Genomic DNA, 14,812 nt, shown 5'->3' with positions numbered 1-14,812 from the left:
CCCGCCGGGTCGGTCCGTCGGGGTGTCGGGCCGGCGTCGAATCTACCGGCGCCCGTCGGCGACGGCCACCGATCCCGGCAGTCGATAACGAGTCTCGATCCCCGCAACGACGCCGATCGGGGCGCGCCGGGCGGACGAGGAGGCGCGGGTCGGCCCCGCCTGGGAGCCGCCCCCACCGCGCATGGTTCAGTGAGGCATGACCGACTCGCCCGAGACCTCGTCCGCCTCCGTGGGGGAGCCCGCCCGCGCCTCCTCGCCGCTCGTCGCCGTGACGGGCGCGACGGGTGCCGTCGGTGGCATCGTGGCGCTCCACCTGTCGGAGCGGGGCGTGCCGTTGCGGCTCGTCGTGCGCGACGCCGCCCGCGCGCCCCGGCTCGACGGCGCCGAGGCCGAGGTCGCCGTCGCGACCTACGGCGACCGGGCCGCCTCCGTCGAGGCGCTGCGCGGCGTCGAGACCCTGTTCATGGTGTCGGCGGCCGAGGCCCCCGACCGCGTCGACCAGCACCGTACGTTCGTCGACGCCGCCGTCGAGGCGGGCGTGCGGCACGTGGTCTACACGTCGTTCGCCGGGGCGTCGGCCGACTCGGTGTTCACGCTCGGGCGGGACCACTTCGCGACCGAGCAGCACATCCGCGAGTCGGGTCTGGCCTTCACGTTCCTGCGCGACAACTTCTACCTGGACTTCATCCCGCTGTTCGCGGACGAGCAGGGCGTCATCCGTGGCCCGGCCGGCGACGGGCGCGTGGCCGCGGTGGCCCGGGCCGACGTCGCGGCGGTGGCGGCCGTCGTGCTGCTCGACCACGAGTCGCACGCCGGGGCGACCTACGACCTCACCGGGTCGGAGGCGTTCACCCTGACCGAGGCGGCCGCACGCCTCACCGCCCTCGGCGGGCGGTCGTTCACGTTCGTGGACGAGACGGTCGACGAGGCCTACGAGTCCCGTCGTGTCTTCGAACCCGAGCCCTTCCAGGCGGACGCCTGGGTCAGCACCTACACGTCGATGGCCTCGGGCGAGGTGGCGCAGGTGACGTCGTCCGTGCGCGACCTGACCGGACGCGACCCGCTGACGCTCGAGGTGCTCTTCGCCGGAGGCGTGCAGGACTGACCCCGCCCCTCGGGCCCCCCGTCCGTCAGGCCCCCGGGCCGTCTGCCCGGTCGGCTCAGGGCACGCGCCGCGACGACAGCACGCCGCTGACGCCGAGCACGACGACCGCCGCCGCGACGCCGATCATCGGGATCTGCCAGTTGCCGCTGACGTCGTGCAGCCCGCCGATGGCGAGCGGGCCGAGTGCCGCGATCGCGTACCCGCCGCCCTGCACGAGGGCCGACAGGCGCCGTGCCTCGACGTCGGTCGACGCCATGCGCACGATGACGATGAAGATGATCGTGATCCCGCCGCCCTGCGCGGCCCCGCCGAAGATCGACCAGAGCAGCCAGTGTTCGGGGGCGAAGAGCAGGCCCAGCGGCATGGCCGACCAGAACACGGCGATCAGACCGATGACGACCGCGGGTCGCACCCGCAGCGCGAGGAACGGCACGCCGAGCGCGCCCACCACGGCGAGGATCTGGAAGACCGACGAACTCGCGCCGGCCGCCTCGCGGGTCAGCCCGACCTCGTCGCGCAGCAGCGTCGGCATCCAGGCCGTGAGCCCGTAGTAGCCGAACGCCTGGCCCGAGAAGGCCAGCGTCAGACCCCAGGTGGTCCACCGACGCAGCAGCGGCGTGGCGCTGCGTCGACGTTCGCGCGCGTCGGCCTCGGCCTCACCGGGCTCGACGACGTCGATGCCGCCGGTGAAGACGTCGGTCGCCGAGGAGGCGCGGTGTCGGTCGTCGACGTCGGCCTGCGACCCCGGCACCACGGCCACGCTGCCGCCCCGCACCGCCACGCGGGGTCCCACCGCGATCGACCAGACGACGGCGGCCAGGACGGCGAGCAGCCCCCAGGTGACGAGGGCGAGGGGCCAACCGACGACCGAGGCGATCGGGGCCGTGGCCAACGAGGTGATCATCGACCCGACGTTGAGGGCCGAGGTGTAGATGCCGGTGACGAAGCCCGCCCGCTCGGGGCTGAAGTCGCGGCGGATGACGACGGGCAGCACGACGTTGCCGATCGTGATCGCGACGCCGATCACGATCGTGCCGACGTAGAGCCAGACCGTGCCGCCGGCCGTGCGCAGCAGGGTGCCGAGCAGGACGCCCGCGAGCCCGAGGGTGACGGCGCGCTCGGCGCCGATCCGGCCGATCAGGGCCGAGGCGAACGGGCTCGCCACGGCGAAGCAGAGCACGGGGATGCTGGTGAGCAGCCCGGCGACGACCGCCGTGAGGCCGAGGTCGGCGCTCATCTGGTCGAGCACGGGCGCCGGGGCCACGATCGGCCCCCGCATGTTGAGGGCGATCAGCACGATCGCGAGGGTGAGCAGCCAGGCGGCGGGCGACCGCACGGCGGCCGCGGCGCGGGTCACGCGGCGCCGCGCAGCAGGGAGACGCCCAGCAGGTCGGCCACCTCGTCGACGTCCGCCGCGACGGCGACCGCGCCGACGTGTTCGTCGGGCTCGCCGTAGCCCCAGCCGACCAGGATCGTGGGCACGCCGTGCACGGCCGCGCCCTCGACGTCGTGGCGGCGGTCGCCGAGCAGGACGGGCCGCGAGAGGTCGGCGCCGCGCGCCCGCAGGCGCTTCAGGGCCTCTTCGACGACGTCGGCCTTGGTGTTGCGCACCTCGTCGTCGGAGGCGCCGGTGATGACGTCGAGGTAGCGGTCGAGTCCGTGCGCCCGCAGGATCGCCGTGGCCGGGGTCTCGGGCTTCGAGGTCGCGGTCGAGGTGGGGATGCCGGCCGCGTGCACGGCCGCCATGAGGTCGGGCACGCCCGGGAAGACCTCGCCCTCGAGGGCGCCGTGGGCGAGGTAGTGCGCGCGGTAGAGCCGCATGGCGTCGACGAGGCGCTCGCCGTCGAGGCCGAGGCGCACCTCGAAGCTCTGCGGCAGGGGCGGGCCGACCCAGGCCATCAGGTCGGCGGCGGAGGGCACCGGAAGACCGAGTTCGCCGATCGTGTGGGCGAGGCTGGCGGTGATCGCGGGCGCCGAGTCGGCGATGGTGCCGTCGAGGTCGTAGAGGACGGCCGTGTAGGGGAGGTTCATCGCCCCCAGCTTACGGATCGGGCAGCTTACGGATCGGGGGTCAGCAGGGGACCGCCCGGAGCGGCCACGTCGCGACGGCCGTCACGGCGTTCCGCGTCGACGTCGGGCTCGGGGCCGGGGCGGGGCTCGGGTGCGCGGTGTCGAACGCCCACCGGGGGTCGTCGCGCCTCTGCGTGAGGGACTCGAAGACGGGGGTCGCCTCGCGTTCGGCGGTCAGGGTGTCGAAGATCGGTGAGGTCACGGGTTGCTCCTGCGGTCGATGGGGGTCGTAGGAGAAATATAACCCTGAAATGTGAGTATCACAAGGTTTCGTCGCGTCCGGTCAGAACAGGCGGGAGTGCGAGTCGTCCAGTCCGCGCATGGCGTCGTAGTCGAGCAGCAGGGTGCGGATGCCCCGGTCGTGGGCCAGCGTGCGGGCCTGCGGTTTGATCTCTTGCGCGGCGAACACCCCGGTCACGGGGGCGAGGTGCGGGTCGCGGTTCATCAGTTCGAGGTACCTCGTGAGCTGCTCGACCCCGTCGATGTCGCCCCGACGCTTGAGTTCGACGGCCACGGCGGCACCCTCGGCGTCGCGGGCCAGGATGTCGACCGGCCCGATGGCGGTCATGTACTCGCGGCGGACGAGGGTGTGGCCCTCGCCGAGCAGGTCGATCTGTTCGGCCAGCAGCTTCTGCAGGTCGGCCTCGACGCCGTCCTTGGTCAGCCCGGGGTCGACGCCCATCTCGTGGGACGAGTCGTGCAGGACCTCGTGGATCGAGACCACCAGGATGTCGGCCGTCTTCGCCTGCGTGACCTTCCACAGCTCGACGACGCCGGCCTCGCGTTGGTCGTCGTCGGGTTCGACCGTGCGGATCGTGCAGGGCGGGCTCATCCAGTTCAGGGGCTTGTAGCTGCCGCCGTCGGAGTGGACGAGCAGGCTGCCGTCGCTCTTGACCATCAGGAGGCGCGTGGCCAGGGGCAGGTGGGCGGACAGTCGACCGGCGTAGTCGACCGAACAGCGGGCAATGACGAGACGCACCCGACGATCCTACGGGGCGACGAGAACGGCGCTCGGTCGCCGTGTTGACAGGTATGCATATGTGAAATACATTCATGACAGATGGTCGGCAGGACGACCACCGAGACGCTTCCAGGAGGAACGATGCCGAACCCGATGCCCGCCACGACCCGGGCGCTGCGGCCGACGACCCACGACACGGCCGAACTGCTGCTCGTCGACCTGGCCACGGCGCGCTACGCACCCGGCGACTCGCTCGACGTGGACACCATCGTGCGGGAGCACCGGGTCACCCCCGGCGAGGTGCACCTCGCCCTCTTCGAGCTGAGGCGCATGAAGGTCGTGGTGCGCGCTCCGTTCAGCGGGGCCCACGTCGTCGTCTGGCACCGGCGGTTCAACGAGGTGCTGCTGCGCGACCTCGTCCGCATGATCTCCGTGGCGTCGACCAAGGCGACCTCGCTCGAGGACGTCCCTGAGCCCGGCGTGCGCCGACCGGCCTGCACGGCCCACGGTCTCGCCCTGCCCGCGGACGTCGCCCACTTCCTCGACCTCGCCCGGGCGATCGTGCAGGTGCTCTCGCCGGCGGCCCGTCAGCACGTGCTGGACGACCTGCTGCTGCCGCTCGAGATCCTCTGCAGCGCGAGGGCCGTCGCGGTGCACGACATGCGGCCCGCCCTCGGCGAGACCGTCCGCGGCGCGATCGTCGACCTCATGGAGGCCGCCGCGCACTACGGCGAATGGGCGCAGCTCCCGGGCCTCGCCTCCGACTACGTCACGGCCCTGGGCGTCGACGAGCCGCCGGTGCGACCCGTCGACTGACGCCGCACCGACCGTCACCGGCCACCCGGAGGCCGTGCGGTCCCGTCGGCTAGGCTGCGGCAGCATGAGCCGGGCAGAGGGCGACGTCGCCGCGAGGCCGACCCTCGCGTCGGTGGCGCGGGCCGCCGGGGTCAGCGCGAGCACCGCCTCCTTGGCCTTCAGCGGCACCGGCCCCGTGTCGGACGAGACCCGCGCGCGGGTGCTCGCCGCCGCCGACGAACTCGGCTACGCCGGGCCGGACCCGCGGGCGAGGTCGCTGCGCCGCGGGCGTTCCGGCATCGTCGGGGCCGTCCTCGAGTCCACCCTCAGCACGGCTTTCCGCGACCCGATCAACGTGGCGATGCTCGACGGCATCGCCGACGTGACGGGGCCGGCCGACAACTCGCTGCTGCTGCTCACCGAGACCGCGGGCGAGCGCTCCCGGCTGCTCGACGCCCCGGTCGACGCGGTCGTGCTGTTCGGCTGCAGCACCCGCCTCGACGAGTCCGTCTCGATCATGCGTCGGCGCGGCATCCCCGTCGTCTCGATCGAGGCCCCGCCGACCGAGGGCGTCCTCGACATCGCCGAGGACAACGTCGGCTCGTCCCGCCTGCTGGCGCAGCACCTGCACGACCTCGGCCACCGACGGGTCGCCGTCGTCGCCCTCGAACTCGGCCCCGGGCGCTCGACCGGTGGGCAGGACGACGAACTCACCGACGAGCGGGTGGCCCGTGGCACCTCGTGGCCGACGCTCGAGCGGCTGCGCGGCACCCGCGAGGTCTTCCCCGGCGTGGGCGGCCTGGCCACGCGCGGCAGCTGGACGAGCGAGGGACACCGCGCCGGCCTGCGGCTGCTCGACGTGCCCGAGGCGGAGCGGCCGACGGCCGTCATCGCGCAGAGCGACCTGCTCGCGTCGGGCGTCATCGCGGCCGCGGACGACCTGGGTCTGTCGGTGCCGGGCGACCTGAGCGTCGTCGGCTACGACGGCGTCCGGCTCGACGACCCGCGGGCCGCCGACCTCACGACGGTCGTCCAGCCCGCCGTCGAGAAGGGCCGCGCGGCCGGTCGCGCGGTGCTCGCGCTGCTCGCCGGCGAGCCGGTCGAGGGCACGACCTTCACGAGCGTGTTCCGCCCCGGCTCGACGACGGGTCCGCCCGCGCGCTGACGCCGCGCCGGGCGGCGGTGGCCGACCCGCGGCGACGCTCAGCGCGCGCCGACCACCATCCACCGGTCGGTGCGGGCCCGCAGGCCGAGCGTGACCGCCCGCGCCCCGATGTACCCGAGGCCGAACGCGAGCCAGAGCGCGACGGCACCCGACGTCGTGGTGCCGGCCCGCGCCTCCACCGGGAGCAGCACCGCGAGGTAGGCGAGCACGCTGACGACCGACGCGATCGCGAGGTAGCGGGCGTCGCCCGCGCCGAGCAGCACGCCGTCGAGCACGAACACGAAGCCGGCGAGCGGGATGCCGACCGCCATCGCGACGACCACCGACGGCAGCAGCGCCTGCACGCCCGGGTCCGGGCTGAAGACGGGCGCGAGCACCGGCGCGAGCAGGGCCAGGACGGCGCCCAGCACCACGCCGCCGCCCACGCCGAGGAGCATCAGCCGTCGCGTGATCGCCCGCACTCGTTCGCGGTCGCCCTGTCCGAGGGCGTGACCGACCATCGCCTGCCCCGCGATCGCGAGGGCGTCGAGGGCGAAGGCCAGCGTGCTGAAGAGCGTCAGCGCGACCTGGATGGTGGCCAGGCCGGTGACCCCCGAGGAGGCGGCGGCCGCGACGGTCGCGAGGAGCGCGGCCCGCAGACCCGCGTTCCGCACGAGCAGCCAGCCGCCCGCCTGCGCGGTGCGACCGACCCCGGCGAGCCCCGGACGGAGGTCGGCGCCGACGGCCCGGGCCGCCCGCACCGCGATCACCACGTAGACGGCGGCCATGCCCCACTGCGCGACGACGGTGCCGGCGGCCGAGCCGGCGATTCCCCAGCCGAAGCCGTAGAGGAACAGCGCGTTGAGGCCGGCGTTCGCGGCGAAGCCGACGGTGGCGACGACGAGGGGCGTCCGGGTGTCCTGCAGGCCGCGCAGCAGGCCCGTCGCGGCGATCACGAGCAGCATGCCGGGCAGGCCGAGCAGCGAGACGGAGAGGTAGGTCGTCGCCGCCTCGGCGACCTCGTCGGCCACGCCGAAGAGGCCCACGAGCGGCTCGGCGGCGACCGCGCCCGACCCTGCGACGACGATGCCGACGAGCAGCGCGAACCACATGCCGTCGACCCCGGCCCGGATCGCGCCCCGCTGGTCGCCGGCCCCCAGCCGCCGTGCGACCGTCGGGGTGGTCGCGTAGGCGAGGAAGATCAGCAGCCCCAGGGCCGTCTGCAGGATGACGCTCGCCACCCCGAGCCCCGCGAGCGGCACCGAGCCGAGGTGGCCGACGAGGGCGGTGTCGGTGAGCAGGAAGAGCGGCTCGGCCACGAGCGCCCCCAGCGCCGGCACGGCCAGGCGGAGGATCTCGCGGTCGAGGGGCGAGCGGAGGCGCACGCTCAGTCGGTGCCCCGGAGCCGACCCAGCCCGTTCATCACGTGGAACACCACGATGGCCGCGACCGTGCCGAGGATGATGCCGCCGAAGCTCGCGCCTCCGAGGGCCAGGGTGAAGTCGGCGATGCCCATGATGAGCGCGACGCCGGCGGTCAGCTGGTTCTTCGGGCGGCTGAAGTCGACCTTGTTCTCGACCCAGATGCGGATGCCGATCACGCCGATGAGACCGTAGAGCGCCGTCGTGACGCCGCCGAGCACGCCCGGCGGGATGGTGAAGATGACGGCGCCGATCTTGGGCGACAGCCCGAGCAGGATCGCCACGACGCCGGCGACCCAGTACGCGGCCGTCGAGAAGATGCGGGTGGCGCTCATCACGCCGATGTTCTCGCCGTAGGTGGTCGTCGCCGAGCCGCCGCCGAGGCCGGCGAGCACCGTGCTGAGGCCGTCGGCGAAGAGTGCCCGGCCGGTCAGCGGGTCGAGGTTGCGCTTCGTGAGCTGGCCGACGCCCTTGACGTGGCCGACGTTCTCGGCGATGAGGGCGAGCACGACGGGCAGGAACCCGAGGTAGATCGGCAGCTGTCCGAGGTCGAAGGCGGGGGCCGTGAAGGTCGGCAGGCCGACCCACGGCGCGGCCGCGACGGCGCTGTAGTCGACGGCTCCCGCGATCACTGCGGCGACGTAGCCGACGACGACGCCGACGAAGATCGACAGGCGGCCGAGCAGGCCCTTGAAGAGCACGGCGCTCAGCACGACCGCGGCGAGCGTGATCAGGGCGATGCCCGGTGAGAGCGCGAAGTTGTCGCGGGCGGCCGGGGCCAGGTTGAAGCCGATGAGGGCGACGATCGAGCCGCTGACCACCGGGGGCAGCAGGGCGTCGATCCAGCGGGTGCCCGCGAGGTTCACGACCACGCCGATCACCGCGAGCAGGGCTCCGACGACGATGATGCCGCTGAGCGCGAGGGGGATGCCGCCCACGTCGGTGGCGGCCGCGATCGGGGCGAGGAAGGCGAACGACGAGCCCAGGTAGCTGGGCAGCCGGTTCTTCGTGATGATCAGGAAGAGCAGGGTGCCGATGCCCGAGAAGAACAGCGTCGTGCTCGGCGGGAACCCGGTGATGATCGGCACGAGGAAGGTCGCGCCGAACATCGCGACGACGTGCTGACCGCCGAGGCCGATCGTGCGCGGCCAGCTGAGCCGCTCCTCCGGGGCCACGATCTCGGTCGGGTCGACCGTCTTGCCGTCACCGTGCAGTGCCCAGGGGAGTGCCATGCCGAGAACTGTACTGGGGGTGCCGTTTCCTCCGTGTTTCCTGGGACGACCTCGTCGGCCCGGGCCGCGGCGGGCCCGGCCCGGCCCGCCGTCGGGGGCCTCACCTAGGCTGACGGGCATGACCAGCGACGCACTGAGCAGCGGAATCCAGACCGACGAACTCGACCCGGCGGTCCGCCCGCAGGACGACCTCTTCCGGCACGTCAACGGCGCGTGGATCGACCGCACCGAGATCCCCGACGACAAGGCGCGCTACGGCTCCTTCTACCTGCTCGCCGAAGAGGCCGAGAAGGCTGTCCGCGAGATCGTGATCGAGTCGCAGTCCGCCGAACCCGGCACCGAGGCCCGCAAGGTCGGCGACCTCTTCACCAGCTTCACCGACGAGGAGCGCATCGAGGCGCTCGGCGCCGCGCCCCTCGAACCGCTCCTGGCCGAGGTCGAGAAGGTGACCGACGTGACCTCGTTCACGCGCCTCGTGGGCTCGCTCGAGAAGCAGGGCATGCCGAGCGTCGTGCAGCTCTTCGTCGACAACGACCCGGGCGACCCCGAGCGCTACGTCGTCTTCGTCGAACAGGGCGGCCTCGGCCTGCCCGACGAGTCGTACTACCGCGACGAGAAGTTCGAGTCCGTGCGGACCGCCTACCGGGCGTTCGTCGAACAGATGCTCGGGCTCGCCGGCCTCGACGACGTCTCGGCCCGTGCCGACCGCGTGATCGAGCTCGAGACCGCCCTCGCCTCGCACCACTGGAGCAACGTCGCCACCCGCGACAGCGACAAGACCTACAACCTGCTGCCCTGGGCCGAGTTCGACGCGCTCGCCGAGGGGGTCGACCTGACGGCCTGGCGGGACGCCGTCGGCGGCCCGGCCGGGGTCTTCGACGAGCTCGTCGTGCGCGAGCCGTCGTTCGTGACCGGGCTGGCCACGTTGCTGACCGACGACCGCGTCGACGCCTGGCGCGACTGGCTGCGCTGGCAGATCGTCCGCTCGACGGCCGCCTACCTGTCGACGCCCTTCGTCGAGGCGAACTTCGGCTTCTACGGTCGCACGCTGACGGGCACCCCCGTGCAGCGCGCCCGCTGGAAGCGCGGCGTCTCGCTCGTCGAGGGTGCCCTCGGCGAGGCCGTCGGCCGCATCTACGTCGAGCGGCACTTCGCGCCCGAGGCCAAGACGGCGATGGACGTCCTCGTCGCCCACCTCGTCGAGGCCTACCGTCAGAGCATCACGGGCCTCGAGTGGATGACCGACGAGACCCGTGCCCGGGCCCTCGACAAACTCGAGAAGTTCACGCCCAAGATCGGCTTCCCCTCGACCTGGCGCGACTACTCCGCCCTGTCGATCGACCCCGCCGACCTGGTCGGCAACGTGCGTGCCACCGCCGCCTTCGGCTTCGACCGCGAGCTGGGCAAGATCGGCAAGCCGCTCGACCGCGACGAGTGGTTCATGACGCCGCAGACCATCAACGCGTACTACAACCCGGGCATGAACGAGATCGTCTTCCCCGCGGCGATCCTGCAGTTCCCGTTCTTCGACGAGAACCGCGACGCCGCCGCCAACTACGGGGCCATCGGCGCCGTCATCGGCCACGAGATCGGCCACGGCTTCGACGACCAGGGCTCGAAGTACGACGGCGACGGCAAGCTGACCGACTGGTGGACCCCCGCCGACCGCGAGGCCTTCGAGAAGCTCACCTCGTCGCTCATCGCGCAGTACGACGCCCTCGCCCCGAAGCAGGTGCCCGACCACCACGTCAACGGCGCTCTCACGATCGGCGAGAACATCGGCGATCTCGGTGGGCTCTCGATCGCCTGGAAGGCCTACCTCATCTCGCTCGACGGCGACGAGCCGCCCGTGGTCGACGGTCTGACCGGCGCCGAGCGGTTCTTCCTCAGCTGGGCCCAGGCCTGGCAGATCAAGCTGCGCGACGAAGAGGCGATCCGCCTCATCTCGATCGACCCGCACTCGCCGAACGAGTTCCGCTGCAACCAGATCGTGCGCAACATCGACGAGTTCTACGAGACGTTCGGCGTCACCGAGAGCGACGCGCTGTGGCTGCCGGTCGAGGAGCGCGTCACGATTTGGTAGGTCCGGGGCCCGGGCGCCGCGCCCGACGCGAGAACGCCGACGGCGCCGACCACGAGCCGCGTCACGGCGGCGGTCGCGCGCTCGAGTCGTTCTCGTCGTCGTTCGCGGCACTGGGCGACCTGGCCCTCGCGGGCGGTCAGGTCTCGGCCTCGGTCGGTGACCTCGACTCGGGTGCCGACCTGCTGAGCGTCGACGAGCACCTGGCTCTGCCGGTCGGGCAGCTCGGTGCCGTCCTGCTGCTGATCGAGGTGTCGGCCCGCATCGAGGACGGCACGCTGCGCCCGCTCGACGAACTCGACCGACCGGGCGACCCCGGCGACCAGGGGCCCGGCGGTCTCTGGCCCTACCTCCGCCGGACGAGCCTCCCGGTGACCGACGCGGCGACGCTCGTCGGAGCCTTCCGCGACGCGGCGGCGATCGACGCGCTCATCGGGCGGGTCGGCTTGGCCGCGGTGCGGGCACGGGGCGAGTCGCTCGGGCTCACGAAGACGGCCCTCCTCGACGTGACGCGGTCGTCGCGCGGCCCCGACGACGCGCCCGCGCTCGCCGTGGGCTCGGCCCACGAGCTGGCCGGCCTGATGGTGTCCCTGGCCCGCGGCGAGGTCGTCGACCGCGCCGTGTCGAACCGGGTGCTCGGCTGGCTGTCGCTGGGTGCCGACACGTCGCTCGTCGCCGCACCGTTCGGTCTCGATCCGCTCGGGCACCGACGACTCGACCACGACCTCCAGATCGTCCACACGACGGGCGGCGACCCGGGGGTGCGCTCCGAGCTCGGGGTGCTGCGCGGGCCGCACCGCAGCGTGGCGTACTGCGTGATCGTCACGTTCGACGACCTGACGCTCGCCCACCGCCTCCGCGCCCTCGACGCCCTGCGGGCCGTGGGCACCGACGCGCTCGAGTACGTGCACTGAGCGGCGACACGAGCCGTGCCGTGCCGTGCCGGGCCATGCCGTGCCAGGCCGTGAGCCGTGCGGCGCGTCGGCTCAGTCGACCAGGTCGAGCCCTCGCAGGCGTTCGAGCGTCGCGACCCCGGCCGGCGGGCACCGGTCGGCGTCGGCCGAGGTCACCCAGTGCACCGCGCCGACCTCGGCGGCGGGGGCCGGCTCGGGGCTCGTCGCCGCGAGCTCGGCGGCGAAGACCGTCATGGCGACCTGACGGCCTTCGGGCTCGCCGTGTGCCTGCGTCACGACCGTGAACAGTTCGGCCACGGTCGCCGGGTCGAGTTCGACGCCGACCTCTTCGCGTGATTCTCGGACCAGTGCCTCGGCCGCGGTCTCGTCGGCCTCGAGCTTGCCGCCCGGCAGGTAGAGCACGTCACGCCCCCGAGCCGTGACCATCAGCATCCGCCGATCACGGACGAGGGCGAGCGCGCTGACGACGATGGTGTCCATCAGGCCATCTTCGGGCACCAGCGCGGGGGAGCGGTGCCGCGACGGCGGTCAGCCCGCCGAGGCCTGACGCTCGTCGTCGACGGCGCGCAACGCCGAGGACGAGGAGGCGCGGCGCGCGTCGGTCACGCCGAACAGCGCCTCGAGACCGTCGCGGAACTCGTCGCCACGGCCCTCGCGGGCCAGCTCGCGCGCCCGGACGGAGGGGGTGTGCAGCAGGACGCCGGCGAGGTGTCGCAGGGCCGACTCGGTGCGCTCGGACGAGTCGCCGCGCGACCGCGCGCGCTCGATCTCGGCGTCGAGCAGGTCGAACACGTGCTTGCGCAGCGCGACGACGGACGGGGTGAGCGACTGCTCGGCGGCGACGGCCTGGAACTCGGCGGCCGCCGACGTGACGAGGGCGCGGGCATCGTCGGCCGCACTGAGCTGGGGCAGCGGGGCGTGCAGGCTGATGGTCTCGAGGTCGAGCAGCTCGACACCCTCGACGCCCGAGACGAGCGGGTCGACGTTGCGGGGCAGGCCGAGGTCGATCACGAGGCGGCGACCGCCGGGGCGGACCACGTCGCGGGTCACGACCGGCTCGGTGGTCGACGTGCAGGTGATCAGCACGTCGCTCCAGGCGACGGCGGTGGCGAGGTCGTCGTACGGCGTCGCGGCGTGCTTGAGGCCGAACCACTCGGCGCGACCCGAACCCGAGTAGACGGCGAGCTGGTCGGCGCCGCGGTCGCGGAGGGCCGCGACGGTGGTGGCCGCGTACTGGCCGGTGCCCACGATGAGGACGCGCGCCTCGGACCAGTCGGTCACGCGTGAGGACGCCAGTTCGAGGGCGAGGCGCACGAGTGAACGACCCGCGCCTCCGACGTTCGTCTGGTTCTTGATGCCGCGCGAGGTCTGCGACGCCTTCTGGAAGAGGCGCTCGAGGTCGCGCGAGGTGGTGCCGTCGTGGCGGGCGCGCTCGAGCGACCGGCGCACCTGGCCCGAGATCTCGTCCTCGCCGACGACGACCGACTCGAGGCCCGAGCTGACGGCGAACAGGTGCTCGACGACCTCGTCGCCGGTGATGACCCGCACGCTGTCGCGCAGGTCGTCGGGCTCGACTCCGCTGGCCGTGCTCATCGTCTCGATCGTGGCCTCGACGGCCAGGGCGCTGCCCGCGGTGAGGGGCTCGTCGACGTCGAGGTAGGCCTCGAAGCGGTTGCAGGTCGCGAGCACGACCGCGCCGCTGACGAAGTCGCTGCCGTCGACCAGGGTGCCCGCCGCCGAGGGTGCGCCGATGCTCAGCCTCTCGAGGAGGTCGAAGCTGGCGTTCTGATGGGACGCCGTGAGGCAGATGAGCACTGAGTGATCCTAACTCTGATCGGCGTTTTCGGCTGGGCGTTGACTCGACGTCGAGTGGCCGGGAATGCATCCTGGCAGTTGCAACTTGCAACACGGGTGTCGGCGTCCGCATTCCGGGCGGCGGCGCGTACCGCATCGACGAAGGAGAACACCATGACCTCGACCACCAGCATCCAGTGGCAGCTCGTCGCCCGCCCGCACGGCGAGCCCACCCCCGACGACGTCGCCCGGGTCGAGGTGACCCTGCCCGAGCTCGCCGACGGCGAGGTGCGCGTGCAGAACGAGTTCCTCTCGGTCGACCCCTACATGCGCGGTCGCATGAACGACGTGAAGTCGTACATCCCGCCCTTCGCGCTCGGCGAGACCATGACCGGCGGTGCCGTCGGCCGCGTCGTCGAGTCGCGTTCGGACGACCTGCCCGTCGGTACCGTCGTGCTGCACGACCAGGGCTGGCGCGACGTTGCCCAGGGAGGCGCGGCCGCCTTCCGCGCCGTGCAGCCCGTCGACGGCGTGCCGCTGTCGGCGTACCTGGGCGTGCTCGGCCTCACCGGCCTCACGGCGTACGTCGGCCTGACCGAGATCGCCGGCATCCGTGAGGGAGACGTCGTCTTCGTCTCGGGCGCCGCCGGGGCGGTCGGCACCATGGTCGGCCAGATCGCCCGCCTCAAGGGTGCCTCGCGGGTCATCGGCAGCGCCGGCTCGGCCGAGAAGGTCGAGCTGCTGACCTCGAAGTACGGCTTCGACGCCGCGTTCGACTACAAGGACGGCGACGTCTCCGAGCTGCTCGCCGAGGCCGCGCCCGACGGCATCGACCTCTACTTCGACAACGTCGGCGGCGACCACCTGTCGGCCGCTCTCGCCTCGTTCCGCACCGGCGGCCGCGCCGCGCTCTGCGGCTCGATCGCGAACTACAACTCGACCGGAGACCCGGTCGGCATCACCGGGATGACGAACATGGTCACCCGCGGCCTGACGATGAAGGGCTTCACGCTGGGCGACTACCGCCACCTCGCGCCCGCGTTCCAGGCCGAGATGGGTCCCTGGCTCTCCGCCGGCGACGTGGTCTACGACGAGACCGTCGTCGAGGGCATCGACAACGCGTTCGACGCCTTCACCGGGCTGATGCGCGGCGACAACGTCGGGAAGATGGTCGTCGCGGTCTCCTGACCCGCGCCTCCTCGGCCGCTCCCGCGTTCGAGGCGACCCGACCGTGAGGGTCTCGCCGCGGGCGGGGCCGGCGGCGGGTCGCCTCGACGTGACGTCCAGCGGGCGATG

At 72.8% G+C, this 14,812-nt stretch carries 14 protein-coding genes; 6 read left to right on the top strand and 8 right to left on the bottom strand.

Annotation, left to right across the window (positions count from 1 at the left end; translation table 11 throughout):
* Positions 1–196: 196 nt before the first annotated feature.
* A complete protein-coding gene (locus tag ASG28_RS12660) occupies positions 197–1,105 on the top strand; it encodes an SDR family oxidoreductase (RefSeq protein WP_055975694.1) in 909 nt (302 codons plus the stop codon).
* 55 nt (positions 1,106–1,160) lie between these two features.
* Here ASG28_RS12660 and ASG28_RS12655 read toward each other — a convergent pair whose 3' ends face one another.
* The 4 genes from ASG28_RS12655 to nucS all read right to left on the bottom strand — a co-directional run bounded on the left by ASG28_RS12655 (position 1,161) and on the right by nucS (position 4,154).
* Positions 1,161–2,462, bottom strand: a complete 1,302-nt coding sequence (locus ASG28_RS12655) for an MFS transporter (RefSeq protein ID WP_055975691.1) — start codon at positions 2,460–2,462, stop codon at positions 1,161–1,163.
* Entirely contained in the window at positions 2,459–3,136 is a 678-nt protein-coding gene (locus ASG28_RS12650; protein ID WP_055975690.1) for an HAD hydrolase-like protein, read from the bottom strand. Before ASG28_RS12650 ends, ASG28_RS12655 begins: the two co-directional genes overlap by 4 nt.
* Before the next feature lie 40 nt (positions 3,137–3,176).
* Complete coding sequence (locus ASG28_RS12645; RefSeq protein WP_055975687.1) at positions 3,177–3,377, bottom strand: hypothetical protein; 201 nt, start codon at positions 3,375–3,377, stop codon at positions 3,177–3,179.
* Between the two features lie 81 nt (positions 3,378–3,458).
* Entirely contained in the window at positions 3,459–4,154 is a 696-nt protein-coding gene (gene nucS / locus ASG28_RS12640) for an endonuclease NucS (protein WP_055975684.1), read from the bottom strand.
* A gap of 135 nt (positions 4,155–4,289) precedes the next feature.
* On the opposite strand from nucS, the gene ASG28_RS12635 reads away from it, so the two are divergent.
* Positions 4,290–4,952, top strand: coding sequence for a hypothetical protein (locus ASG28_RS12635; RefSeq protein ID WP_157510472.1), 663 nt, complete (start codon positions 4,290–4,292; stop codon positions 4,950–4,952).
* Between the two features lie 64 nt (positions 4,953–5,016).
* Positions 5,017–6,096 (top strand): LacI family DNA-binding transcriptional regulator, encoded by a 1,080-nt coding sequence (locus tag ASG28_RS12630; protein ID WP_055975678.1) that lies wholly within the window; start codon positions 5,017–5,019, stop codon positions 6,094–6,096.
* 38 nt (positions 6,097–6,134) lie between these two features.
* Here ASG28_RS12630 and ASG28_RS12625 read toward each other — a convergent pair whose 3' ends face one another.
* Entirely contained in the window at positions 6,135–7,466 is a 1,332-nt protein-coding gene (locus ASG28_RS12625) for an MATE family efflux transporter (protein ID WP_055977597.1), read from the bottom strand.
* Positions 7,463–8,728, bottom strand: a complete 1,266-nt coding sequence (locus ASG28_RS12620; RefSeq protein ID WP_055975675.1) for a uracil-xanthine permease family protein — start codon at positions 8,726–8,728, stop codon at positions 7,463–7,465. Before ASG28_RS12620 ends, ASG28_RS12625 begins: the two co-directional genes overlap by 4 nt.
* 118 nt (positions 8,729–8,846) lie before the next feature.
* Between ASG28_RS12620 and ASG28_RS12615 the strand changes: the two genes are divergently transcribed.
* Both ASG28_RS12615 and ASG28_RS12610 read left to right on the top strand, forming a co-directional pair.
* Positions 8,847–10,811, top strand: a complete 1,965-nt coding sequence (locus tag ASG28_RS12615; RefSeq protein WP_055975672.1) for a M13 family metallopeptidase — start codon at positions 8,847–8,849, stop codon at positions 10,809–10,811.
* A complete protein-coding gene (locus ASG28_RS12610; RefSeq protein ID WP_235451126.1) occupies positions 10,805–11,722 on the top strand; it encodes a serine hydrolase in 918 nt (305 codons plus the stop codon). Before ASG28_RS12615 ends, ASG28_RS12610 begins: the two co-directional genes overlap by 7 nt.
* 72 nt (positions 11,723–11,794) lie before the next feature.
* Here ASG28_RS12610 and ASG28_RS12605 read toward each other — a convergent pair whose 3' ends face one another.
* Positions 11,795–12,202: an NUDIX hydrolase gene (locus tag ASG28_RS12605; RefSeq protein WP_055975669.1), complete on the bottom strand. Its 408-nt coding sequence runs from the start codon at positions 12,200–12,202 to the stop codon at positions 11,795–11,797.
* Between the two features lie 48 nt (positions 12,203–12,250).
* A complete protein-coding gene (locus ASG28_RS12600; RefSeq protein WP_055975667.1) occupies positions 12,251–13,537 on the bottom strand; it encodes a glutamyl-tRNA reductase in 1,287 nt (428 codons plus the stop codon).
* 153 nt (positions 13,538–13,690) lie between these two features.
* Between ASG28_RS12600 and ASG28_RS12595 the strand changes: the two genes are divergently transcribed.
* Entirely contained in the window at positions 13,691–14,704 is a 1,014-nt protein-coding gene (locus tag ASG28_RS12595; protein ID WP_055975665.1) for an NADP-dependent oxidoreductase, read from the top strand.
* The last annotated feature ends 108 nt before the right edge of the window (positions 14,705–14,812 follow it).

The sequence above is a fragment of the Frigoribacterium sp. Leaf415 genome (assembly GCF_001424645.1).
GTDB lineage: Bacteria > Actinomycetota > Actinomycetes > Actinomycetales > Microbacteriaceae > Frigoribacterium.
This window is presented reverse-complemented; position numbering and strand designations above follow the sequence as displayed.